Origin of the sequence: Pseudomonas gessardii, assembly GCF_001983165.1 — a bacterium.
In the GTDB taxonomy this organism is placed as follows: Bacteria; Pseudomonadota; Gammaproteobacteria; order Pseudomonadales; family Pseudomonadaceae; genus Aquipseudomonas; species Aquipseudomonas gessardii.
The window spans coordinates 40,146-63,408 of the sequence record NZ_MNPU01000018.1 but is presented as its reverse complement, the minus strand read 5'-3'; the positions used below and the strand labels follow the sequence as shown (position 1 = coordinate 63,408).

General features: G+C 62.2%; 29 protein-coding genes. 18 read left to right on the top strand and 11 right to left on the bottom strand.

The genetic code is table 11. The features are described from left to right. Positions 1-132 precede the first annotated feature (132 nt). From BLL38_RS14550 to pilG, 4 genes are read right to left on the bottom strand one after another with little or no spacing between them, the layout of a single operon-like run. A complete protein-coding gene (locus BLL38_RS14550) occupies positions 133-2,184 on the bottom strand; it encodes a methyl-accepting chemotaxis protein (RefSeq protein WP_076963171.1) in 2,052 nt (683 codons plus the stop codon). Then, positions 2,181-2,717 carry a chemotaxis protein CheW gene (locus tag BLL38_RS14545; RefSeq protein ID WP_076963170.1) on the bottom strand — a complete coding sequence of 179 codons (537 nt, stop codon included), beginning with the start codon at positions 2,715-2,717 and terminating at the stop codon, positions 2,181-2,183. The genes BLL38_RS14550 and BLL38_RS14545 overlap by 4 nt, the downstream gene beginning before the upstream one ends. A 12-nt stretch (positions 2,718-2,729) precedes the next feature. Beyond that, positions 2,730-3,095: a twitching motility response regulator PilH gene (gene pilH / locus BLL38_RS14540; RefSeq protein WP_029300454.1), complete on the bottom strand. Its 366-nt coding sequence runs from the start codon at positions 3,093-3,095 to the stop codon at positions 2,730-2,732. 45 nt (positions 3,096-3,140) lie between these two features. Further along, positions 3,141-3,548, bottom strand: coding sequence for a twitching motility response regulator PilG (gene pilG / locus BLL38_RS14535; protein ID WP_076963169.1), 408 nt, complete (start codon positions 3,546-3,548; stop codon positions 3,141-3,143). A gap of 238 nt (positions 3,549-3,786) precedes the next feature. On the opposite strand from pilG, the gene gshB reads away from it, so the two are divergent. The 7 genes from gshB (at position 3,787) to BLL38_RS14500 (ending at position 9,708) form a co-directional block, all read left to right on the top strand. Continuing rightward, positions 3,787-4,740 (top strand): glutathione synthase, encoded by a 954-nt coding sequence (gshB, locus tag BLL38_RS14530; protein WP_076963168.1) that lies wholly within the window; start codon positions 3,787-3,789, stop codon positions 4,738-4,740. A 77-nt stretch (positions 4,741-4,817) separates the two neighbouring features. Then, positions 4,818-5,717, top strand: coding sequence for an energy transducer TonB (locus tag BLL38_RS14525; RefSeq protein WP_076963167.1), 900 nt, complete (start codon positions 4,818-4,820; stop codon positions 5,715-5,717). Between the two features lie 98 nt (positions 5,718-5,815). After that, entirely contained in the window at positions 5,816-6,385 is a 570-nt protein-coding gene (locus tag BLL38_RS14520) for a YqgE/AlgH family protein (RefSeq protein ID WP_076963166.1), read from the top strand. Then, entirely contained in the window at positions 6,385-6,822 is a 438-nt protein-coding gene (gene ruvX / locus BLL38_RS14515; RefSeq protein WP_005792259.1) for a Holliday junction resolvase RuvX, read from the top strand. Before BLL38_RS14520 ends, ruvX begins: the two co-directional genes overlap by 1 nt. A gap of 82 nt (positions 6,823-6,904) precedes the next feature. Beyond that, entirely contained in the window at positions 6,905-7,411 is a 507-nt protein-coding gene (gene pyrR, locus BLL38_RS14510; RefSeq protein WP_076963165.1) for a bifunctional pyr operon transcriptional regulator/uracil phosphoribosyltransferase PyrR, read from the top strand. Between the two features lie 24 nt (positions 7,412-7,435). Further along, the gene (locus tag BLL38_RS14505) at positions 7,436-8,440 is read left to right on the top strand and encodes an aspartate carbamoyltransferase catalytic subunit (RefSeq protein ID WP_076963164.1); all 1,005 of its coding nucleotides are present in this window, start codon (positions 7,436-7,438) and stop codon (positions 8,438-8,440) included. Beyond that, positions 8,437-9,708 (top strand): dihydroorotase, encoded by a 1,272-nt coding sequence (locus BLL38_RS14500; RefSeq protein WP_076963163.1) that lies wholly within the window; start codon positions 8,437-8,439, stop codon positions 9,706-9,708. The genes BLL38_RS14505 and BLL38_RS14500 overlap by 4 nt, the downstream gene beginning before the upstream one ends. Before the next feature lie 128 nt (positions 9,709-9,836). Here the strand turns inward: BLL38_RS14500 and BLL38_RS14495 are convergent, their stop codons facing one another. Further along, positions 9,837-10,265 carry an NINE protein gene (locus BLL38_RS14495; RefSeq protein ID WP_057440372.1) on the bottom strand — a complete coding sequence of 143 codons (429 nt, stop codon included), beginning with the start codon at positions 10,263-10,265 and terminating at the stop codon, positions 9,837-9,839. Positions 10,266-10,514: 249 nt separating this feature from the next. Between BLL38_RS14495 and BLL38_RS14490 the strand changes: the two genes are divergently transcribed. Continuing rightward, on the top strand, positions 10,515-11,150 hold the full coding sequence (locus tag BLL38_RS14490) for a C40 family peptidase (protein WP_076963162.1): 636 nt from the start codon (positions 10,515-10,517) through the stop codon (positions 11,148-11,150). Between the two features lie 118 nt (positions 11,151-11,268). Here the strand turns inward: BLL38_RS14490 and BLL38_RS14485 are convergent, their stop codons facing one another. After that, positions 11,269-12,303, bottom strand: a complete 1,035-nt coding sequence (locus tag BLL38_RS14485; RefSeq protein WP_076963161.1) for a type IV pilus twitching motility protein PilT — start codon at positions 12,301-12,303, stop codon at positions 11,269-11,271. Between the two features lie 57 nt (positions 12,304-12,360). Between BLL38_RS14485 and BLL38_RS14480 the strand changes: the two genes are divergently transcribed. From BLL38_RS14480 to BLL38_RS14440, 9 genes are all read left to right on the top strand, one after another. After that, positions 12,361-13,047, top strand: a complete 687-nt coding sequence (locus tag BLL38_RS14480; protein WP_076963160.1) for a YggS family pyridoxal phosphate-dependent enzyme — start codon at positions 12,361-12,363, stop codon at positions 13,045-13,047. Positions 13,048-13,081: 34 nt separating this feature from the next. Next, positions 13,082-13,900 carry a pyrroline-5-carboxylate reductase gene (proC, locus tag BLL38_RS14475; RefSeq protein WP_076963159.1) on the top strand — a complete coding sequence of 273 codons (819 nt, stop codon included), beginning with the start codon at positions 13,082-13,084 and terminating at the stop codon, positions 13,898-13,900. A gap of 9 nt (positions 13,901-13,909) precedes the next feature. Continuing rightward, positions 13,910-14,500 carry a YggT family protein gene (locus tag BLL38_RS14470; RefSeq protein ID WP_038444147.1) on the top strand — a complete coding sequence of 197 codons (591 nt, stop codon included), beginning with the start codon at positions 13,910-13,912 and terminating at the stop codon, positions 14,498-14,500. Positions 14,501-14,656: 156 nt separating this feature from the next. After that, on the top strand, positions 14,657-15,796 hold the full coding sequence (gene metX / locus BLL38_RS14465; protein WP_076963158.1) for a homoserine O-succinyltransferase MetX: 1,140 nt from the start codon (positions 14,657-14,659) through the stop codon (positions 15,794-15,796). Between the two features lie 7 nt (positions 15,797-15,803). Continuing rightward, complete coding sequence (gene metW, locus BLL38_RS14460) at positions 15,804-16,424, top strand: methionine biosynthesis protein MetW (RefSeq protein WP_076963157.1); 621 nt, start codon at positions 15,804-15,806, stop codon at positions 16,422-16,424. Between the two features lie 21 nt (positions 16,425-16,445). Beyond that, positions 16,446-16,880, top strand: coding sequence for a DUF4426 domain-containing protein (locus BLL38_RS14455; protein ID WP_076963156.1), 435 nt, complete (start codon positions 16,446-16,448; stop codon positions 16,878-16,880). Next, entirely contained in the window at positions 16,877-17,473 is a 597-nt protein-coding gene (gene rdgB, locus BLL38_RS14450) for an RdgB/HAM1 family non-canonical purine NTP pyrophosphatase (RefSeq protein WP_162493908.1), read from the top strand. Before BLL38_RS14455 ends, rdgB begins: the two co-directional genes overlap by 4 nt. Beyond that, positions 17,470-18,672: a radical SAM family heme chaperone HemW gene (hemW, locus tag BLL38_RS14445; protein WP_076963154.1), complete on the top strand. Its 1,203-nt coding sequence runs from the start codon at positions 17,470-17,472 to the stop codon at positions 18,670-18,672. The genes rdgB and hemW overlap by 4 nt, the downstream gene beginning before the upstream one ends. A 19-nt stretch (positions 18,673-18,691) precedes the next feature. Next, a complete protein-coding gene (locus BLL38_RS14440) occupies positions 18,692-19,015 on the top strand; it encodes a DUF3392 domain-containing protein (protein ID WP_029300493.1) in 324 nt (107 codons plus the stop codon). A 138-nt stretch (positions 19,016-19,153) separates the two neighbouring features. Here the strand turns inward: BLL38_RS14440 and trmB are convergent, their stop codons facing one another. The 4 genes from trmB to BLL38_RS14420 all read right to left on the bottom strand — a co-directional run bounded on the left by trmB (position 19,154) and on the right by BLL38_RS14420 (position 21,391). Beyond that, on the bottom strand, positions 19,154-19,879 hold the full coding sequence (gene trmB / locus BLL38_RS14435) for a tRNA (guanosine(46)-N7)-methyltransferase TrmB (RefSeq protein ID WP_076963153.1): 726 nt from the start codon (positions 19,877-19,879) through the stop codon (positions 19,154-19,156). A 9-nt stretch (positions 19,880-19,888) separates the two neighbouring features. Continuing rightward, positions 19,889-20,683, bottom strand: coding sequence for a thiazole synthase (locus BLL38_RS14430; protein WP_017845016.1), 795 nt, complete (start codon positions 20,681-20,683; stop codon positions 19,889-19,891). A 55-nt stretch (positions 20,684-20,738) separates the two neighbouring features. Then, a complete protein-coding gene (gene thiS, locus BLL38_RS14425) occupies positions 20,739-20,939 on the bottom strand; it encodes a sulfur carrier protein ThiS (RefSeq protein WP_207303155.1) in 201 nt (66 codons plus the stop codon). Between the two features lie 71 nt (positions 20,940-21,010). Next, complete coding sequence (locus tag BLL38_RS14420; RefSeq protein WP_076963151.1) at positions 21,011-21,391, bottom strand: DUF423 domain-containing protein; 381 nt, start codon at positions 21,389-21,391, stop codon at positions 21,011-21,013. Between the two features lie 74 nt (positions 21,392-21,465). On the opposite strand from BLL38_RS14420, the gene mtgA reads away from it, so the two are divergent. Further along, positions 21,466-22,188: a monofunctional biosynthetic peptidoglycan transglycosylase gene (gene mtgA, locus BLL38_RS14415; RefSeq protein WP_076963150.1), complete on the top strand. Its 723-nt coding sequence runs from the start codon at positions 21,466-21,468 to the stop codon at positions 22,186-22,188. A gap of 100 nt (positions 22,189-22,288) precedes the next feature. On the opposite strand, the gene rpoH is transcribed toward mtgA, so the two are convergent. Then, positions 22,289-23,143, bottom strand: a complete 855-nt coding sequence (gene rpoH / locus BLL38_RS14410) for an RNA polymerase sigma factor RpoH (protein WP_003176698.1) — start codon at positions 23,141-23,143, stop codon at positions 22,289-22,291. Positions 23,144-23,263 lie beyond the last annotated feature (120 nt).

Below are 23,263 nucleotides of genomic sequence, written 5' to 3'. Positions count from 1 at the left end.
CCGCAATGGAAAGGTGGGAGCTGGCTTGCCTGCGATAGCGGTGGGTCAGTCGATATACATTGCGACTGCCCCACCGCTATCGCAGGCAAGCCAGCTCCCACAGGGGGTTTGTGCAGGTTTTGGGGGGGCATGTCATTCATTGGTCTTGCGCACGGCCGGCAAGGTGAAGCCCGATACCGAGCGGCGCAACTGGCTGGCCATTTTGGCCAGGTTGCCAATGCTCTCGGCGGTGGCCGTGGAGCCCGATGAGGTCTGGCTGGTGATCTGCTGGATCACGTTCATGGTCAGGGAGATCTGCCCCGCCGACGAGGTTTGCTGCTGCGCCGCGTTGGAGATGCTCTGGATCAGCGCGGCCAGGGTCTTGGACACCCCCTCGATTTCTTCCAGGGCCACCCCGGCGTCCTGGGCCAGGCGTGCGCCACGCACCACTTCGGTGGTGGTCTGCTCCATGGAGATCACGGCTTCGTTGGTGTCGGTCTGGATCGCCCGCACCAGGTTCTCGATCTGCCGGGTGGCGGCCGATGAGCGTTCGGCCAGGCGCTGCACTTCGTCGGCCACCACCGCAAACCCGCGCCCGGCATCACCGGCCATGCTCGCCTGGATCGCCGCGTTGAGGGCGAGGATGTTGGTCTGCTCGGCAATGTCGTCGATCAGGCTGACAATATCGCCAATTTCCTGGGACGACTCCCCCAGGCGCTTGATGCGCTTGGCAGTGTCCTGGATCTGCTCGCGGATGTTATCCATGCCGTGGATGGTGTTGTGCACCACCTCGTTGCCCTTGTTGGCGATTTCCACCGAGCGCTCGGCCACCGCCGAAGACTCGGCGGCGTTGGCCGAAACCTGGTCGATGGACTGCGCCATCTGGTTGATCGCCGTCGAGGCTTCGGCGATCTGCTGGGCCTGGTGCTCCGAGGCCTGAGCCAGGTGCATGGCGGTGGCCTGGGTCTCCTGTACGGCGCCGGCCACTTCACCGGCAGTCAGGTTGATGGTCGCCACCAGGTCGCGCAACTGGTCCACCGAATAGTTGATGGAGTCGGCGATGGTGCCGGTAAAGTCTTCGGTCACCGAGGCGGTCACGGTGAGGTCGCCGTCGGCCAGGTCTTCGATCTCGTCGAGCAAGCGCATGATCGCGTTCTGGTTGCGTTCGTTTTTCTCGGCGGTTTCGCGCAACTGGCGATTGGTCTCGCGCACCATCACCAGGCCGATCAGGATGATTGACGCCAGCGCCAGCAAGCCCAGGACATAGCCGCCGATGGTGTCGAGGGTGCGCCCGCCGGCCAGGTTTTCAAAACCAGTGGCCAGGTGCGAGGCTTCATCGAGCAGGGTTTGCGACAGGCTGAAGATATGGCTCGCCGAGGCGCGCACCTGGAACAGTTGCGGTGAGGTTTCGAGAATCTCATCCACGGAGCCGGAAACAAACTCGAACAGCTCGGCAATCTCCGCCAGGCGCGCGCGGGCGTCCGGGTCTTGCACCTCGCTGATCGTCAAGCCAGCGCTGCCCTGGAGCATGCCGGCCAGGACCTGGCCAAAGCGGTTGGCATCGCGGCCAAAGGCGTCGGCGGCCTTGACCGCCGTGTCATCCCCCGCCAGCACGGTATTGACCGCCCCCAGGATGCGCTCGGCCAACAACGACTGACGCTGGGCCACTGCCACCTGGCTGGCGGGTGCGCCGCGTTGCAGCAGGATCTCGACGACTTTCTCCGACTCCAGCTGCAATTGCGGCACGGTTTCGGCCAGGGTCGCCGCCACTTGGTGCAGGGACAATACCGTCTGCTCGCTGGCCAGGATCACGTCGGTGTTCTTGAGCAAGGCTTCCCAGTCATGCTGCACCGCACGCATTTCGCTACGCACCGCGCTGGGCGCGGCGGGCAGGCCGGTGGCCGGGTCGCCTTTTTTCAGGTAGCTCCAGCGCTGGGCAAAATCATTGCGCGCCTCGCTCAGCAGCTTGAACGCGGCGGCCTTGCCGGCGGCGGCCTCGGTGGCGTTCTTGGCAATGCGCTGGGACAGCACCCGCAGCTCGCCGGCGTGGCCGATGTACTGCTTGTCGTAGGTGGACTGGGTGTTGAGGTACGCGAAGTTGGCGAACAGCAGCATGATGAAGATGATCAGCGCGATAAACAGCACGATGATCTGCGAACGGCTACGGGAGGCTTCCTGCGGTTTGACGGGGGTGGCGGTGCTCATGCGGCAACATCCAGAAAGCCCGGGGCCTGGGCCAGGGCGAAAGGGCTGAAGACCTGCCACGGCGGGTCGCCGCTGAACTGGCCTTGGATAAACGCGGCGCTGGCCGCGGGCACGCTGGCGGACACCGGGTGCAGCAGGTCCTGGGCAAAGTGCTGCAGGCCGACCACCTCATCCACCAGCAAGCCGACGAAGGTGTCTTCGTGCTCGATCACTAGCACCCGGCGCTGCTTGCGCGCCGCCGACAGCTCATAGCCGAAGAACCCACACAGGTTGATCACTGGCAGCAAGCGCCCGCGCAGGTTGGCCACGCCCCTGACCCAGGGCTTGACCCCGGGCATCAGGGTGCAGCGCGGCTCGTGCAGCACTTCGGCGACTTCGCCCATGGGCGCCACATACCAATGCCCGCCCAGGCGAAAGCCGATGCCGCTCCAACTGTGCGAGCGGGTTTCCTGGGACGGCAAATCAGCGGCCAGCAGACGGCAGCGGCGGTCGATGTCCAGCAGCAGCTCAAAGGCGGTTTGCGACTCGGTCATGGGAACGTGCCGTCAGGGCTTGAGCACCGAGTTCAGGACTTCGATCAGCTTGTCTTCTTCCACCGGCTTGGTCAGGTACGCCTTGGCGCCCTGGCGTGCGCCCCAGATCTTGTCGGTTTCCTGGTCCTTGGTGGTGACGATGATGATCGGGATACCGTTGGTTTCGGGCTCCTTGGACAACTGGCGCGTGGCCTGGAAGCCATTGAGGCCGGGCATGACGATATCCATCAGGACGGCATCGGGCTTTTCCTGGCGGGCCAGGGCCACGCCATCGGCGCCATTCTCGGCCTTGAGGACCTGGTGGCCGTGCTTTTCCAGCATGCCGGTCAGTTTGTACATTTCAGTCGGCGAATCGTCGACGATCAGAACACGTGCCATGGTTTTCCCCACTACATTGGTCGACGCAAGCCCCGGGGGGCTGGGTCAATGTGCTTGTTCTACTGCGGCGAAACCCGGCACATAGGCCTTGATCGCACTCAGCAGTTCTTCCTTGCTGAAAGGCTTGGTCAAAAATTGATCGACGCCGACAATGCGCCCCTTGGCCTTGTCGAACAGACCGTCCCTGGACGACAGCATGATCACCGGGATGGCCTTGAACGCCGGGTTGTTCTTGACCAGGGCGCAGGTCTGATAGCCATCCAGGCGCGGCATCATGATGTCGACAAAGATAATGTGCGGGTGATGGTCAACGATCCTGGCCAGGGCATCAAAACCGTCGATGGCCGTGATGACGTCGCACCCTACGTTCTTCAACAGCGTTTCAGCGGTGCGGCGAATCGTCTTCGAGTCGTCGATCACCATCACTTTCAAGGCGTTGGAATGCTGTTCCATATCTGCTCTACCATCGCCACAGCGAATCGGTTTTCGGTGTGTACTGCCGGGCACTGCCTGGGACGAGCGCCAAAACCCTTGCCGTGCAAGGGCCGACACGCCATGGCAGCCTTTTTAGCACAGACTGGGGAGGCAATCTATCGGCCGACCGGCAAGGTGGTTTTTCCTTGACCCACAACAGCCACAGCGCCACTCTGACGCCACTTTTATGCGCCCTTATTTGCTAGAGGAATTCCCCATGAGCGTTCGCGTCGGCATTGTCATGGACCCTATCGCCAGCATCTCCTATAAAAAGGACAGCTCCCTGGCCATGCTGCTGGCCGCCCAGGCCCGTGGCTGGACCCTGTTCTATATGGAACAGCGCGACCTGTACCAGGGCGACGGCGAGGCGCGGGCGCGGATGCGCCCCTTGCAGGTATTCGCCAACCCAGAGAAGTGGTTCGAGCTGCAAGACGAGGTCGACAGCCCCTTGAGCGACCTGGACGTGATCCTGATGCGCAAGGATCCGCCGTTCGACATGGAGTTCGTCTACTCCACCTACCTGCTGGAGCAGGCCGAGCGCGCCGGCGTGCTGATCGTCAACAAGCCGCAGAGCCTGCGCGACTGCAACGAAAAGCTGTTCGCCACGCTGTTCCCACAGTGCACGCCGCCCACCGTGGTCAGCCGCCGCGCCGACGTGCTGCGTGAATTTGCCGCCAAGCACGGCGATGTGATCCTCAAGCCACTGGACGGCATGGGCGGCACCTCGATCTTCCGTCACCGTGCGGGCGACCCGAACCTGTCGGTGATCCTGGAGACCCTGACCGCCCTGGGCACCCAGCAGATCATGGGCCAGGCCTACTTGCCGGCGATCAAGGACGGCGACAAGCGCATCCTGATGATCGACGGCGAGCCGGTGGACTACTGCCTGGCGCGTATCCCGGCGGCCGGCGAGACCCGTGGCAACCTCGCGGCCGGTGGCCGTGGCGAAGCCCGCCCGCTGAGCGACAAGGACCGCTGGATCGCCGCCCAGGTTGGCCCGACCCTGCGGGAAAAAGGCCTGCTGTTTGTAGGCCTTGACGTAATTGGCGAGCACCTGACCGAAATCAACGTGACCAGTCCCACCTGTATCCGCGAAATAGACAACGCGTTCGGCACCAATATCGGCGAAATGCTCATGGCGGCGATTGCCGACAAGCTACAAGCCAAGTGACATAGAACAGCCGGATGTAAACCAACATTGCGCTATCATGCGCCACCTGTGAAACGCGCGATGTTGGTTTTCCTGTTATGACGCTTCCGTCCGACCTGCCCCCCGAATTCCGCCACAGCAGCGTACGCCCGGCTGATCGGCTCGGGTTTACCCTGTTCCTGGCAGCGCTGATTCACTTGGCGTTGATCCTCGGCCTGGGCTTCACCTTCGTCGAACCCCAGCAAATCAGCAAAACCCTGGAAATCACCCTCGCCACCTTCAAAAGTGAGAAAAAGCCCGAAAAGGCCGACTTTCTGGCGCAGGACAATCAGCAGGGCAGCGGCACCCTGGATAAAAAGGCGGTGCCCAAGACCACCGAAGTGGCGCCCTTCCAGGACAACAAGATCAATAAGGTCACCCCGCCCCCAGTGGCCAGGCCCGAGATCAAGCAGGCCGCGCCCAAGGCCGCCGTCGCCACCGTCGCGCCAAAACCCCAGAAGGCCGTGACCCAGCGCGAAGCCGTGAAGACTGAGCCTGCGCCAAGCAAACCCGCCCCCACATTTGACAGCTCGCAGCTTTCCAGCGAAATCTCCAGCCTGGAGGCCGAACTGGCCAACGAGCAACAGCTGTACGCCAAGCGTCCGCGCATCTACCGGCTCAACGCCGCCTCCACCATGCGCGACAAAGGCGCCTGGTATAAGGACGAATGGCGCAAGAAGGTCGAACGCATCGGCAACCTGAACTACCCGGACGAGGCCCGGCGCCAGCAGATCTACGGCAATTTGCGCCTGCTGGTGTCGATCAACCGCGACGGTTCCCTGTATGAAGTGTTGGTGCTGGAGTCGTCCGGCCAGCCGTTGCTGGACCAGGCGGCGCAACGCATCGTGCGCCTGGCCGCCCCGTTTGCCCCGTTTACTGGCGACCTGGCCGATATCGACCGCCTGGAAATCATCCGCACCTGGCGTTTTGCCAAGGGCGACCGGCTTTCCAGCAACTGACCCGCGCCCTCGCTCCTACATGGGGAACATATCCGCTAACCGTATTCCTACACATCCCCAGCTTGTCAGTTCGCCCCTCCAACGCCACACTAGCGGACATGAAAAATGTCAGCCCGACTTACCTAAAGCACCAATTCCTGATCGCCATGCCCCATATGGCCGACCCGAACTTTGCGCACACCTTGACCTATATCGTCGAGCACACGGCCAATGGCGCCATGGGGCTGGTGGTCAACCGTCCGCAGGACCTGAACCTGGCGGATATCCTTGAGCAACTGCGCCCGGAGATCGAGCCACCGGCTAGTTGCCAGGCGGTGCCGATCTATTTCGGCGGCCCGGTGCAGACTGACCGGGGCTTCGTACTGCATCCCAGCGGCCCGACGTTCCAGGCCACTGTCGACCTGGAGGGCGTGTCCCTGTCCACCTCCCAGGACGTGCTATTTGCCATCGCCGATGGCGTCGGCCCGCAGCAGAGCCTGATTACCCTGGGCTACGCGGGCTGGGACGCCGGGCAACTGGAAGAAGAGCTGGCCAACAACGCGTGGCTGACTTGCCCGTTCGATGCCGACATTCTGTTCAATACCGCCAGCGAGCTGCGTCTTAACGCCGCGGCCAAGCAGTTGGGGGTCAACCTCAACCTGCTGACCAGCCAGGCGGGGCACGCCTGATGGCCTTGCGACTGATCCTCGGGTTTGACTACGGCACCAAACAGATCGGCGTGGCCGTGGGCCAGGTCATCACCGGCCAGGCCCGCGAGCTGTGTACCTTGAAGGCGCAGAACGGCATCCCGGACTGGAATCAGGTCGAAGCCCTGATCAAGGAATGGAAGCCCGACGCGGTAGTGGTCGGCCTGCCGCTGAACATGGACGGCACCCCCAGCGACATGTGCCTGCGCGCCGAAAAGTTCGCCCGCCGCCTCAATGGCCGCTACAACCTGCCCTTCTATACCCACGATGAACGCCTGACCACCTTCGAGGCCAAGGGTGAGCGTCGCGACCGTGGCGGGCAAAAAGGCAGCTACCGCGACAACCCAGTCGACGCCATTGCCGCCGCCTTGCTGCTGCAGGGCTGGCTGGATGAAAACACCGCTTTATTTGAATCCTGACTGACGCGGCTTGCCGCGTCTTCTTACGTTTGAGCCCGGACTTTGTCGGCACCACGCTGCCCAAGCCCCTGAAGGAGCCACCATGAGCCTGCCCAATCCCGCCGAACTGATCCGTCAGATGGCGACAAGCCTCACGACCCACCTGCAACAGCGCGCCATCAGCGAACCGCGTTTCATCGGCATCCGCACCGGTGGCGTGTGGGTCGCCCAGGCGTTGCTGCAAGAGCTGGGCAGTGACTCGCCCCTGGGCACCCTGGACGTGTCCTTCTACCGCGATGACTTCAGCCAGAACGGCCTGCACCCGCAAGTTCGCCCATCTGCCCTGCCCTTCGAGATCGAAGGCCAGCACCTGGTGCTGATCGATGACGTGCTGATGAGCGGCCGCACCATCCGTGCCGCCATGAACGAACTGTTCGACTACGGCCGCCCGGCCAGCATCACCCTGGTCTGTTTGCTCGACCTTGAGGCGGGCGAACTGCCGATCAGCCCGGATGTGGTGGGTGCCACCCTGTCGCTTTCAGCCCAACAGCGGGTAAAATTGTCCGGTCCCACGCCGCTCGAACTCGAACTGCAAGACCTCGCCCTTTAAACCGCCTTGTAAAGAGTCCCCGCGATGACGCCTCTAGATGCCAAGCGCCCGCTGCAGCTCAACGCTCAGGGCCAGCTGCAACACTTCCTGTCCCTCGACGGCCTGCCCCGCGAATTGCTCACCGAAATCCTCGACACGGCCGACTCGTTCCTTGAAGTCGGCGGCCGGGCGGTGAAAAAAGTCCCGCTGCTGCGCGGCAAAACCATTTGCAACGTGTTCTTCGAGAACTCGACGCGCACCCGCACCACCTTCGAGCTGGCGGCTCAGCGCCTGTCAGCCGACGTGATCACCCTGAACGTCTCCACCTCATCGGCGAGCAAGGGCGAAACCCTGCTCGACACCCTGCGCAACCTGGAGGCCATGGCCGCCGACATGTTCGTGGTGCGCCATGGCGACTCGGGCGCGGCGCACTTTATCGCCGAGCACGTGTGCCCGCAGGTGGCGATCATCAACGGCGGCGATGGCCGCCACGCCCACCCGACCCAGGGCATGCTCGACATGCTCACCATCCGCCGGCACAAGGGTGGCTTTGAAAACCTCTCGGTGGCCATCGTCGGCGATATCCTGCATTCGCGGGTAGCGCGCTCGAACATGCTGGCCCTGAAAACCCTGGGCTGCCCGGATATCCGCGTGATTGCGCCAAAAACCCTGCTGCCGGTGGGCATCGAGCAATACGGGGTGAAGGTCTACACCGACATGGCCCAAGGCCTGAAGGATGTCGACGTGGTGATCATGCTGCGCCTGCAACGCGAGCGCATGGCCGGTGGCCTGCTGCCCAGCGAAGGCGAGTTCTACCGCCTGTTCGGCCTGACCACCGCGCGCCTGGCCGGCGCCAAGCCGGATGCGATTGTCATGCACCCAGGCCCGATCAACCGGGGGGTGGAGATTGAGTCGGCGGTGGCCGACGGGCCGCATTCGGTGATTCTCAACCAGGTCACCTACGGTATCGCCGTACGCATGGCCGTGCTGTCCATGGCCATGAGCGGGCAAACGGCCCAACGTCAATTCGAGCAGGAGAACGCCCAGTGAAGCTCAGCATTCTCGGCGCCCGAGTCATCGATCCGGCCAGCGGCCTGGATCAAGTCACTGATCTGCACCTGGAAGCCGGCAAGATCATTGCCATCGGCGCCGCCCCCAGCGGTTTCAGCCCGGTTCAAAGCATCGACGCCAAAGGCCTGGTGGCCGCGCCCGGCCTGGTGGACCTGAACGTCGCCCTGCGCGAGCCGGGCTACAGCCGCAAAGGCAGCATCGCCAGCGAAACCCGCGCCGCGGCGGCTGGCGGTGTCACCAGCCTGTGCTGCCCGCCGCAGACCAAACCGGTGCTGGACACCTCGGCCGTGGCCGAGCTGATTCTCGACCGCGCCCGCGAGGCCGGCAATTGCAAAGTGTTCCCCATTGGCGCCCTGAGCAAAGGCCTGGATGGCGAGCAACTGGCCGAACTGATTGCCCTGCGCGACGCCGGTTGCGTGGCCTTCGGCAATGGCCTGGAGAGTTTTCGCAGCACCCGCACCCTGTGCCGTGCCCTGGAATATGCGGCCACCTTCGACCTGACGGTGATCTTCCATTCCCAGGACCACGACCTGGCCGAAGGCGGCCTGGCCCACGAAGGCCCCACCGCCAGTTTCCTCGGCCTGGCAGGCATCCCGGAAACCGCAGAAACCGTGGCCCTGGCCCGTGACCTGCTGCTGGTGGAACAAAGCGGCGTACGCGCGCACTTCAGCCAACTGACCAGCGCCCGCGGCGTGGCCCTGATCGCCCAGGCCCAGGCCCGTGGGTTGCCGGTGACCGCCGATGTGGCGTTGTACCAGTTGATCCTGACCGATGAGGCGCTGATCGACTTCTCCAGCCTGTACCACGTACAACCGCCACTGCGCACCCGCGCCGACCGTGACGGTTTGCGTGCGGCGGTGAAATCCGGGGTGGTGTCGGCAATCTCCAGCCATCACCAGCCCCACGAACGGGATGCCAAGTTGGCACCGTTTGGCGCGACAGAGCCTGGGATCAGCAGCGTCGAGCTGCTGCTGCCACTGGCAATGACCCTGGTGGAGGATGGGTTGCTGGACCTGCCAACGCTGCTGGCACGCCTGGGCTCAGGCCCGGCCGAGGCGCTACGCCTGCCCGCAGGCAAGCTGGCGGTGGGTGCGGCGGCGGACCTGGTGCTGTTTGATCCGGCCAGCTCCACCGTGGCGGGTGAGCAGTGGCTGTCTCGGGGTGAGAACTGCCCGTTCATCGGCCATAGTTTGCCGGCGACCGTGCGCTACACCCTGGTGGATGGGCGGATCAGCTACCAGGCCTGATCCGCTAAAGAGTGGGAACAGGCTTGTGTGGGAGCTGGCTTGCCTGCGATTGCATCACCTCAGTGTCACTGACATACCGAGGTGCCCGCATCGCAGGCAAGCCAGCTCCCACATGAACCTAGCTATGCTTACCGACCGCCCAACCGCTCGGCATTGCGAATCGAAACCTGCGTATTCAGTGTCCAGAAGTCATACAGCACACCCACCAGGAACAAGCCACCCGTCACCAGGTACAACAGGCCGGTGAGCCATTTGCCCTGGTACATGCGGTGCAAGCCAAACACCCCAAGAAACGTCAGAAGAATCCAGGCCACGTTGTATTCAATGGGCCCGGCGGTAAAGCGCAGGTCGGCTTCGCGGTCCATTGCCGGGATCAAAAACAGGTCGATCAGCCAGCCAATCCCCAGCAACCCGAAGGTAAAGAACCAGATCGTCCCGGTCACCGGCTTGCCGTAATAGAAGCGGTGCGCCCCGGTAAAACCGAAGATCCAGAGCAGGTAACCGATCACCTTGCTATGGGTGTCCTGTTGCGAAACATCCTGTCGATAGGTGTTCATGAATAACCTCTTTTGCCTCGATAGATAAATATTTCTGGTTTCTTTGTGACTTTTTTACAGGCACCCGACGTACGGCAAATGCTATCGTCGCTTCCCTCAAAGCCTTATGCCGCCTGACTTGTGTAGGACAATTGCGACAGTTCGTCGCGGATTTCCTGATTTTGACGTCAAGGTTCAGTCGACAAACGGCCTGAGAAAGACACTAAAAGCTGTTATAAAGTTGCGCGCAAACCAACAAGAGCCTGCCTAATGCGACCATTTTTAAAGACATGGCTAACCATTTGCCTATTAATGCCACTGGCCGCCCACGCCACCAATCGTGAGCAACGACTTCCGAACGTTAATGGTTTCACCCCTAAAGCCCACGCCACTACCAGCTCCGCCAAATCGGTAAAACTCACGGTCAAGCGCCCGACTCAACCGGGCAAGTCCAACGTTAAAGCAGTTCCCGGCCTGGTAGCGAGCAATAACCAGCAAAGCAGCAAAGTCTTGAGCCGTGCGGTCAACGTGCTCGGCACCCCTTATCGTTGGGGCGGCAGCAGCCCAAGTAAAGGCTTTGATTGCAGCGGCCTGGTGAAATACGCCTTCAATGATGTGGCCGCAGTGGATTTGCCACGCACCTCCAATGCCATGGCCAGCGGCCACGGGCAAAAGGTTGATCGCAAAGACCTGAAGCCTGGCGACCTGTTGTTCTTCAAGCTCAAGAGCCGCCAGGTCAACCATGTAGCCATTTACCTGGGCAACGACCGTTTTATCCACGCACCGCGCCGTGGCAAGTCGGTCAGCATCGACACCCTGAAAAAGCCGTTCTGGAACAAGAACTACGTGATTGCCAAGCGCGTGCTGCCTAAAGAGCAGAGCAACCTGCAGCTTGTGCAACGCTGACAGCGAATGCAAATGTGAATGCTGGCTTGTGTGGGAGCTGGCTTGCCTGCGATAGCATCACCTCAGTGTGACTGACACACCGGGTTGCCTGCATCGCAGGCAAGCCAGCTCCCACATCCTATATATCTGCTGGTACCCGCGCCTGCCCCCGCGCCTCTTCGCGATTAATCAGCCCCTGACCGACCAACCCCTTCAAGCTCATATCCAACGTTTTCATCCCCAACGCCCCACCCGTCTGGATCGCCGAGTACAACTGCGCCACCTTGTCCTCGCGGATCAGGTTACGGATCGCCGGTGTGCCGAGCATGATTTCATGGGCCGCCACGCGCCCGCCGCCCACCTTCTTCAACAACACCTGGGACACCACCGCCTGCAGCGATTGCGAGAGCATCGAGCGGATCATGGCCTTTTCCCCCGCCGGGAACACATCCACCAGCCGATCCACGGTTTTCGCCGCCGAACTGGTGTGCAGGGTGCCAAACACCAGGTGCCCGGTTTCTGCCGCCGTCAGGGCCAGGCGGATGGTGTCCAGGTCACGCAATTCGCCGACCAGGATCACATCCGGGTCCTCGCGCAGCGCCGAACGCAGGGCCGTCGGAAAGCTGTGGGTATCGCGATACACCTGGCGCTGGCTGATCAACGCCTTGCGCGGCTCATGGACAAACTCGATGGGGTCCTCAAGGGTCAGGATGTGTTGCTGGCGGGTGTTGTTGAGGTAATCGACCATCGCCGCCAGGGTGGTGGACTTGCCCGAGCCCGTGGCGCCGGTCACCAGCACCAGCCCCCTGGGTAGCTCGGCGATGCGCCGGAATATATCGCCCAGCCCCAGGGTTTCCAGGCTCTGGACCCGGGTGGGGATCACGCGAAACACCGCACCCATCCCCCGGTGCTGCTGGAACACATTGGCGCGAAAGCGCGCGACGCCAGGCAACTCGAAGGAAAAATCCGTTTCAAGAGATGTTTCGAAATCCTTTTGTTGATGCTGATTGAGGATCGGGCTGAGCAAGTCCGCTACTTGCGTAGCGCTCAGTACCGGCCAATCCAGTGGCAGTACTTCGCCATCGACGCGCATCCTCGGCGCCAGCCCTGCCGATAGATGCAGGTCGGAGGCGCCCTGGCTGACGCTTGCCGCCAGCAGTTCAGTGATGTCCATAGGGCTATCCATTTCCAGTAGAATGCCGCGGACTCCATATCCGCGGGCGCAACTTTAATGTCGAACATAGCAGACAATATCGGCCTGGTTACCGAGCGAATCCGTGCCGCAGCCCGGGCCGTGCAACGCAATGAAACCAGCGTGCACTTGCTGGCCGTGAGCAAGACCAAACCCGCGCAAGCCGTGCGCGAAGCCTATGCCGCCGGAATGCGCGACTTTGGCGAGAACTACTTGCAGGAAGCCCTCGGCAAACAGGCCGATTTAACCGACTTGCCCTTGAGTTGGCACTTTATCGGCCCCATTCAATCGAACAAGACGCGCGCTATCGCCGAAAACTTCGCCTGGGTGCACTCCGTGGACCGCCTGAAAATTGCCCAACGCCTGTCCGAGCAACGCCCGGCCGACCTGCCGCCGCTCAATATCTGCATTCAGGTCAATGTCAGTGGCGAAGCCAGCAAATCCGGCTGTACGCCCGCCGACTTGCCGGCGCTGGCCACGGCGATCCAGTCCCTGCCCCGCTTGACGCTGCGGGGCCTGATGGCGATCCCCGAGCCCACCGACGACCGTGCGGCGCAGGATGCGGCGTTTGCCGCCGTGCGTGACTTGCAGGCGGGCCTGGACCTTGGGCTCGACACACTGTCCATGGGCATGAGCCATGACCTTGAGTCGGCCATTGCCCAAGGGGCCACCTGGGTGCGGATCGGGACCGCCCTGTTTGGTGCCCGCGACTACGGCCAGCCATGAAAATCGCTGACTTCCATCTGAGTAAGGACCTGTCATGAGCAGCACGCGTATAGCCTTTATCGGCGCCGGTAACATGGCGGCCAGCCTGATCGGCGGCCTGCGGGCCAAGGGCCTGGAAGCCTCGCAGATTCGCGCCAGCGATCCGGGCGCCGAGACCCGCGCCCGGGTAAGCGCCGAGCACGGTATCCAAACCTTTGCCGACAACGCCGAGGCCATCCAGGGCGCCGACGTGATCGTGCTGGCGGTCAAGCCACAGGCCATGAAGGCCGTGTGCGAAGCCTTGCGCCCAAGCCTGGCGCCGCAGCAACTGGTGGTGTCGATTGCCGCCGGCATCAACTGCGCCAGCCTGAACGCCTGGCTCGGCGCCCAGCCCATCGTGCGCTGCATGCCCAACACGCCATCGCTGCTGCGCCAGGGTGTCAGCGGCCTGTATGCCACCGCCCAAGTGAGCGCCGCGCAGCGTGAGCAGGCCCAGGCGCTGTTGTCGGCCGTGGGCCTGGCCCTGTGGCTGGACGAAGAACAGCAACTGGACGCCGTCACGGCGGTATCCGGCAGTGGCCCGGCGTATTTCTTCCTGCTGGTCGAGGCCATGACCGCCGCCGGCGTGAAACTGGGCCTGCCTCGGGAAATCGCCGAGCAACTGACCCAGCAGACCGCCCTCGGCGCCGCGCATATGGTGGTGTCCAGCGATGTGGACGCGGCCGAGTTGCGTCGCCGCGTGACCTCGCCCAATGGCACCACACAGGCTGCCATCGAATCATTCCAGGCCGGGGGCTTTGAAGCCCTGGTCGAAAAAGCACTGGGTGCCGCCGCGCACCGCTCGGCGGAACTTGCCGAACAACTGGGTCAATAAGGAGCCAATATGATTGGTTTGAACACCGCAGCCGTCTACGTGCTGCAAACCCTCGGCAGCCTCTATCTGCTGATCGTGCTGTTGCGTTTTGTGTTGCAACTGGTACGCGCCAACTTCTACAACCCGCTCTGCCAATTCGCCGTGAAGGCCACCCAGCCGCTGCTCAAGCCGTTGCGCCGGGTGATCCCAAGCCTGTTCGGCCTGGACATGTCGTCGCTGGTGCTGGCGATCCTGGTCCAACTGGCGCTGATGGCCCTGACGCTGCTGCTGACCTACGGCACCATGGGCAACTTCCTGCAACTGCTGGTCTGGGCCGTGATTGGCGTGACCGCGCTGTTCCTGAAGATCTTCTTCTTTGCCCTGATTATCAGCGTGATCCTGTCCTGGGTCGCACCGGGCAGCCATAACCCTGGCGCCGAACTGGTCAACCAGATCTGCGAGCCGGCATTGGCGCCGTTTCGCAAGATCCTGCCGAACCTGGGTGGCCTGGATATCTCGCCGATCCTTGCGTTCATGGTGCTCAAGCTCCTGGACATGCTGGTGATCAACAACCTGGCGGCCATGACCATGATGCCGGACATCCTGCGCTTGCTGATCTGACCAGCCCCCTGCCTGGCACAGATGACCTGTGGGAGCTGGCTTGCCAGCTCCCACATTTTGGTAACTGTGTCTTGAAGTGAATCCATGCAGGCCTTTGCTTGCCGCTAGGCCCCCCTCTCTTTAGACTTACGCCTCATTTAAACGAGAGCAGGGTCGATGCCAGCTGCCTTCCCCCCCGATTCTGTTGGACTGGTCGTGCCCCAAGTGGCGCACTTCAGCGAACCCCTGGCCCTGGCCTGCGGTCGATCGCTGCCGGCCTATGACCTGATCTATGAAACCTACGGCGAGTTGAACGCCACGGCCAGCAATGCCGTGCTGATCTGCCACGCCCTGTCCGGCCATCACCACGCCGCTGGCTACCACAGCGTCGACGAGCGCAAGCCCGGCTGGTGGGACAGCTGCATCGGCCCCGGCAAGCCCATCGACACCAGCAAGTTCTTTGTGGTCAGCCTGAACAACCTCGGCGGCTGCAATGGTTCCACCGGCCCCAGCAGCCTCAACCCGGAAACCGGCAAGCCGTTTGGCGCCGACTTCCCGGTGCTGACCGTGGAAGACTGGGTGCACAGCCAGGCGCGCCTGGCCGACCTGCTGGGCATCCCGCAATGGGCCGCCGTGATCGGTGGCAGCCTGGGCGGCATGCAGGCCCTGCAATGGACCATCACCTACCCCGACCGCGTGCGCCATTGCCTGGCTATCGCCTCGGCCCCCAAGTTGTCGGCGCAGAACATCGCCTTCAACGAAGTGGCGCGCCAGGCGATCCTCACCGACCCCGAATTCCACGGCGGGTCGTTCCAGGAAGCCGGGGTGATTCCCAAGCGCGGCTTGATGCTGGCGCGGATGGTCGGGCACATCACCTACCTGTCGGATGACTCCATGGGCGAAAAATTCGGCCGTGGGCTCAAGAGCGAGAAACTCAACTACGACTTCCACAGCGTCGAATTCCAGGTCGAAAGCTACCTGCGTTACCAGGGCGAGGAGTTTTCCGGGCGTTTCGACGCCAATACCTACCTGCTGATGACCAAGGCTTTGGACTACTTCGACCCGGCGGCAAACTGTGACGACGACCTGGCGAAGACCTTCGAGGGTGCCAGCGCCAAGTTCTGCGTGATGTCGTTCACCACCGACTGGCGCTTTTCGCCGGCCCGCTCGCGGGAGCTGGTGGATGCGTTGATGGCCGCGCGCAAAGACGTCTGCTACCTGGAGATCGATGCACCGCAAGGCCACGACGCCTTCCTGATCCCGATCCCGCGCTACTTGCAGGCCTTCAGCAACTACATGAACCGCATAACTTTGTGAGAACGCCATGAGAGCCGACCTGGAAATCATCCAAGACTGGATCCCCGCCGGCAGCCGCGTGCTCGACCTGGGTTGCGGCGATGGCGAACTGCTGAGCTGGCTGCGCGACAACAAGCAAGTCACCGGCTATGGCCTGGAAAACGACCCGGATAACATCGCCCAGTGCGTGGCCAAGGGCATCAACGTGATCGAGCAGGACCTGGACAAGGGCCTGGGCAACTTTGCCAGCAACAGCTTCGATATCGTGGTGATGACCCAGGCCTTGCAAGCCGTGCACTACCCGGATCGGATCCTCGACGAGATGTTGCGCGTCGGTCGCCAGTGCATCATCACCTTCCCCAACTTCGGGCACTGGCGCTGCCGCTGGTACCTGGCCACCAAGGGCCGGATGCCGGTATCGGACTTCCTGCCGTACACCTGGTACAACACGCCCAACATTCACTTCTGCACCTTCGAGGACTTCGAGGCCCTGTGCCGCGGGCGCGAAGCCAAGGTGATCAACCGCCTTGCCGTCGATCAACAACATCGTCACGGCTGGGCAAGTAAGCTGTGGCCCAATCTTTTAGGTGAAATCGGGATTTATCGGGTCAGCAGTCCTGGCCTGACCGAGCATCAGATTGCCGTCTAACCATTTCCGAGGAGGACGATCATGAGTCGCCTGGCTATTTTTCTACTCACCGCCTGCCTGGGCGCCAGCGCCATGGCCGCCGGCCCTATCGACAGTAATCGGCAGAAGGCGTTTGGTGATATCACCGTGCACTACAGCACCTTCACCTCCAGCTTCCTGCAACCCGAGACGGCCCAGGCCGTGGGCGTGGTACGCAGCAAGAACAAGGGCATGATCAACATCACGGTGAAAAAAGGCGGGGAGGCGGTGGCGGCGCAAGTGACCGGCACGATCAAGGACTTGACCGGCAAGAGCGAAATGCTGACGTTCAAGCAAATCACCGAAAAAGGCGCAATCTACTACCTGGCCCCCTACTCGGTGCCGCAGCAGGAATTCCGCACCTTTACCATCAATGTTGAAACCGGCGGCAAGGCCCACGGTTTCAGTTTCACCCAAGAACTGTTCCCGGCCGAATAATGAACCTGACACAACTCGTACTGGCCAGCCATAACGCCGGCAAACTCAAGGAACTCCAGGCCATGCTCGGCGAATCGGTGCAATTGCGCTCGATTGGCGAGTTCAGCCAGGTGGAGCCGGAAGAGACCGGCCTGTCGTTCGTCGAGAACGCCATCCTCAAGGCCCGCAATGCCGCGCGCATTTCCGGCCTGCCGGCATTGGCCGACGATTCGGGCCTGGCCGTGGACTTCCTCGGCGGCGCTCCTGGCATCTACTCGGCGCGCTATGCCGACGGCAAAGGCGACGCGGCGAACAACGCCAAGCTGCTGGACGCCCTCAAAGACGTGCCGGACGCGATGCGCGGCGCGCAGTTTGTGTGCGTGCTGGCGCTGGTAAGGCATGCCGACGACCCGCTGCCGATCCTCTGCGAAGGCCTGTGGCACGGGCGCATCCTGCATGCCGCCAGCGGCGAGCACGGGTTTGGCTACGACCCGCTGTTCTGGGTGCCGGAGCGCAATGTGTCCAGCGCCGAACTGAGCCCGGCCGACAAGAACCAGATCAGCCACCGCGCCCGCGCCATGGCTTTGCTGCGCCAACGTCTGGGTTTGCAATGACCCAGGACACCTCCGCGCTGCCACTGATCCACGGTGGCGCGCAAACACCTCGGGCGGCCCTGCCGGTGCTGCCGCCCCTGGCGCTGTATATCCATATCCCGTGGTGCGTGCGCAAATGCCCCTATTGCGACTTCAACTCCCACACCGCCAGCCAGGTGCTGCCGGAACAAGAGTATGTCGACGCGTTGCTGGCGGACCTGGACCAGGACCTGCACGCGGTGTATGGCCGCGAGTTGAGTTCGATCTTCTTTGGCGGCGGCACGCCCAGCCTGTTCAGTGCGGCCGCGCTGGGCCGGTTGCTGGAAGGCGTGGAACAACGCATCCCGTTTGCCCGCGACATCGAGATCACCCTGGAAGCCAACCCCGGCACCTTCGAGCAAGAGAAGTTCGTCGCCTACCGCAAGCTGGGGATCAATCGCCTGTCCATCGGCATCCAGAGCTTCCAACAGGAAAAGCTCCAGGCCTTGGGCCGCATCCACAACGGCGACGAAGCCGTACGCGCCGCCGGCATGGCACGCCAGGCCGGGTTCGATAACTTCAACCTGGACCTGATGCACGGTTTGCCTGATCAATCCCTGGACGATGCCTTGAGCGACCTGCGCCAGGCCATCGCCCTCAAGCCGACCCATCTGTCGTGGTACCAACTGACCCTGGAACCCAACACCGTGTTCTGGAACCAGCCGCCGACGCTGCCAGAAGACGACACCCTGTGGGATATCCAGGAAGCCGGCCAGGCCCTGCTCGCCGAACACGGCTACGCGCAATATGAAGTCTCGGCCTACGCCCAACCGGGCCGACCTGCACGGCATAACCTCAATTACTGGAGCTTTGGCGACTTTATCGGCATTGGCGCCGGTGCCCACGGCAAGCTCAGTCATCCAGACGGGCGCATCGTGCGCACCTGGAAGACCCGCGCACCGAAGGACTACCTCAACCCGGCCAAAAGCTTTCAGGCAGGCATGAAAGAGCTGACCAACGAAGAATTGCCTTTCGAGTTCCTGATGAACGCCCTGCGCCTTACCGACGGCGTTGAAGCCAGGCTTTACGCCGAACGCACTGGCCTGGACCTGGCCAGCCTCAACGAGGCCCGTCGCGAGGCAGAACAAAGTGGCTTATTGCAGGTCGAACCGTCACGCCTGGCGGCCACGGACCGTGGGCAACTCTTTCTCAATGACCTGCTGCAGAAGTTTTTGAGCTGATCGCTCTTAAGGAAATCGAATGGATCTGGTACTCGACCTGCTCGCCACCGTATCCCGCTGGAGCCGTAGCAACCTGTCGGAAATCTCCCTGGCGCTGGTAGGCTGCCTATTGGTGCTGTTCGGCGCCGATATCAAGGGCTGGGTCGAAGCGCGCCTGGGCAACATCGCCGGCGCCTTGCGTGTGCCACTGATGGCCCTGCTGTGCATGATCGGCAGCGGTGCTGCGCTGATCTACGCCACGCCGTGGATTGTGCGGGGGTTGAGCCAGTTCAATAACTACAGCCTGGCACCGGTGCTGTTGGTGGTGCTGGTGTTGATTGGCGTGGTTGCCGACCGTCGCTGACTCAAAGCCCACCGCAAAACAACTGTGGGAGCTGGCTTGCCTGCGATAGCATCACCTCGGTGTATCAGTGATACCGAAGTGATGCTATCGCAGGCAAGCCAGCTCCCACAGTTGATCGCATTTCAGTCGTCTAGCTGATCAAGCCAGCTTTTCAAACTTCAAATCCCACACCCCATGCCCCAACCGCTCGCCACGGCGCTCGAACTTGGTGATCGGGCGCTCGGCCGGGCGTGGCACGCACTGGCCGTCTGCCGCCAGGTTGCGGTAGCCAGGGGCGACGTTCATCACTTCCAGCATGTACTGCGCATACGGTTCCCAGTCGGTGGCCATATGCAGGATGCCGCCCACTTTCAGCTTGCTGCGCACCAGCTCCGCAAAGGACGCCTGAACGATACGGCGCTTGTGGTGACGACTCTTGTGCCATGGGTCCGGGAAAAACAGCATCAGGCGGTCGAGGCTGTTGTCGGCGATGCAGCGGTTAAGCACTTCGATCGCGTCGCAGTCATAGACCCGCAGGTTTTTCAGGCCCTGGGTCAGCACGCCGTTAAGCAGCGCGCCCACGCCCGGACGGTGTACTTCCACACCGATAAAGTCTTGCTCGGGCGACGCGGCGGCCATTTCCAGCAGGGAATGACCCATGCCAAAGCCGATTTCCAGGGAGCGCGGGGCCGAACGGCCAAACACCTGGTCGAAGTCCACCGGCGCATCGGCCAGGGGCAGGACGAACAGCGGCGCGCCCTGGTCCAGGCCTTTTTGCTGGCCTTCGGTCATGCGCCCGGCACGCATCACAAAGCTCTTGATGCGGCGGTGCTTGGACTCGTCGCCTTCTTCCACGGGGTTCGGCGTTTCGTTTGATTCAGTCATCAATGGCTCTTACTTGATCAGACCATCCAGCGGCGAGGAGGCGCTGGCATAGAGTTTTTTCGGCATACGCCCGGCGAGGTACGCCAGGCGGCCGGCGACAATCGCGTGTTTCATGGCTTCGGCCATCATGATCGGCTGTTGCGCGTTGGCGATGGCCGAGTTCATCAGCACCGCTTCGCAGCCCAGCTCCATGGCGATGGTGGCATCGGACGCGGTGCCGACGCCGGCATCCACCAGCACCGGGATCTTGGCTTCTTCGAGGATGATCTGCAGGTTGTACGGGTTGCAGATCCCCAGGCCCGTGCCGATCAGGCCGGCCAGCGGCATAACGGCGATGCAGCCGATTTCGGCCAGTTGGCGGGCGATGATCGGGTCATCGCTGGTGTAGACCATCACGTCGAAACCTTCCTTGACCAGGGTCTCGGCGGCCTTGAGGGTTTCGATCACGTTGGGGAACAGGGTTTTCTGGTCCGCCAGCACTTCCAGCTTCACCAGGTTGTGGCCGTCGAGCAGTTCACGGGCCAGGCGGCAGGTGCGCACGGCTTCGATGGCATCGTAGCAACCGGCGGTGTTGGGCAGGATGGTGTAGCGGTCCGGCGGCAGGATATCCAGCAGGTTCGGTTCGCCCGGGTTCTGGCCGATATTGGTGCGGCGCACGGCCACCGTCACGATTTCGGCGCCCGAGGCTTCGATAGCCAGGCGGGTTTCTTCCATGTCGCGGTACTTGCCGGTGCCTACCAGCAAACGCGACTGGTAGGTACGACCGGCCAGGACGAAGGGCTTGTCGCTACGAACGATGCTCATGGGAAATCCTCGAGTAGGGGTGAGGTTCTGCAGAATTCGGGTAGTTACCCCAGGGCTAGCCGCCGCCGATGGCGTGGACCACTTCAACCTGATCGCCTTCGGTGAGGGCGGTTTCGGTGTGCAGGCTACGCGGGACGATATCCTGGTTGAGCTCCACTGCGACGCGACGTCCGGTCAGTTCCAGACGGGTCAGCAGGGCCGCGACGGTTTCACCGTCGGGCAGTTCATAGGATTCGCCGTTCAATTGAATGCGCATGCCACGGGCCGCCATCGTTTTTAGGGGCCAGTATTCTAGCCTGATCGTGACCTGAAGGTCAGCTACAAGCGTCAGGCGGTCAGTTGCAGGCGCCAGGCGGCGAGCCCCAGGCACAGCCAGCCAATCAGGAACGCCAGGCCGCCAAACGGCGTGATGATCCCCAGTTTGCCGATGCCAATGGTGGTCAGCAGGTACAGGCTGCCGGAGAACAACAAGATGCCGATGCTGAACGACACACCGGCCCAGAGCACCAGGCGCCCGGGCACATGCGCGGCCAGCAAGGCCACGCCAAACAACGCCAGGGCGTGCACCAGTTGGTAGGTCACGCCGGTGTGGAATATCGCCAGGTATTCAGCCGTCAGGCTTTTTTTCAGGCCATGGGCGGCGAACGCGCCGAGGGCAACACCGGTAAAGCCGAAAAAGGCCGCCAACATCAGAAAGCCACGCAGCATGGGGAACTCCAGTCAGACTCAAAGGGCCGGGTCTGTATAATGGCCCGCTCAACGGGTTCGGCCAAGCCATCTCTATGCTGCGTGTCCTCTTCAGTCGTTTTCTCAAAGTCGTGAAATGGTTTGTCATCGGCAGTGTTTTGCTGGTGCTGCTGTTTCGTGTCGTGCCACCACCGTTCACTGCGCTGATGATCGAGCGCAAGATCGAATCCTGGGTCGACGGCGAGCCCATCGACCTGCAACGCACCTGGGTGCCGTGGGATGAGATCGCCGATGACCTGAAAGTGGCGGTGATGGCCGGTGAGGACCAGCGTTTCCCGCAGCATTGGGGCTTTGACTTTGGTGCGATCCAGGCCGCCCTGCTGCATAACGAGCGCGGCGGTTCGATTCGCGGCGCCAGTACGCTGAGCCAGCAGGTGTCGAAGAACCTGTTTTTATGGGCCGGCCGCAGCTATGTGCGCAAGGGCCTGGAGGCCTGGTTTACCGGGCTGATCGAAATCCTCTGGCCCAAGCAGCGGATCCTTGAGGTGTACCTCAACAGCGTGGAATGGGATGAAGGGGTGTTTGGCGCAGAGGCGGCGGCGCGGCATCATTTTGGGGTGAGTGCCAAGGGGCTTTCGCGCCAGCAGGCCAGCTACCTGGCCGCTGTCCTGCCCAATCCACGGGTGTGGAGTGCCAGCCATCCAACGGCGTATGTGGCACGGCGGGCGGCGTGGATTCGCCAGCAGATGGGGCAGTTGGGGGGCGCAGGCTATTTGAACGCACTGGACAACACGCGCCAGGCGCCATGGGCCAACTGACCCACCACAGAACCTGTGGGGGCTGGCTTGAGGTTTTCAGGCACGAACAAAAATGCCCCGGTCTCTCGATCGGGGCATTTTTTTGCTCGTTCGCTGCGTATTAGGCGGCGATCGACAGTTTCAGCTTATTCATCGCGCTCTTCTCAAGCTGACGAATGCGCTCGGCCGACACGTTGTACTTTTGCGCCAGGTCGTGCAGCGTGGCTTTTTCTTCTGCCAGCCAGCGCTGGTAGAGGATGTCACGGCTGCGGTCGTCCAGCACTTCCAGTGCTTCGTGCAGGTTGTGGTTGGAGTTGTCGCTCCAATCGGCATCTTCCAGTTGACGCGCCGGGTCGTACCGGTGGTCTTCCAGGTAGTTGGCCGGCGATTGGAAGGCACTGTCGTCGTCCGCTTCGGCGGCCGGGTCGAAGGCCATGTCATGGCCGGTCAGGCGACTTTCCATCTCGCGCACTTCCCGGGGCTCCACGCCGAGGCTTTCGGCCACACGGTGGACTTCCTCGTTGTTCAGCCACGCCAGGCGTTTCTTCTGGCTGCGCAGGTTGAAGAACAGCTTGCGCTGGGCCTTGGTGGTCGCCACTTTCACGATGCGCCAGTTGCGCAGGATGAACTCGTGGATTTCCGCCTTGATCCAGTGCACGGCGAACGATACCAGGCGCACACCCATTTCCGGGTTGAAACGTTTCACCGCCTTCATCAGGCCGACGTTACCTTCCTGGATCAGGTCAGCCTGGGCCAGGCCGTAGCCGCTATAGCTACGGGCGATATGTACGACAAAACGCAGGTGGGCGAGCACCATCTGCCGAGCCGCCCCCAAATCCTGCTCATAGTAGAGACTCTCGGCCAGTTCACGCTCCTGCTCGGGCGTCAGCAAAGGAATGCTGTTGACCGTGTGCACATAGGCTTCCAGGTTCGCGCCTGGGACCAGAGCATAAGCAGGTTGCAAAGAAGTGGTCATACGAAAAAACCTCCGACTCACATAACTCGTGCAGTTCAGCACTGCGAAAATTGACCGGGAACCGTAGGACAAGTTCCCTAAACCACTGATACGGTCAATACAAACGAAACCACATTAATC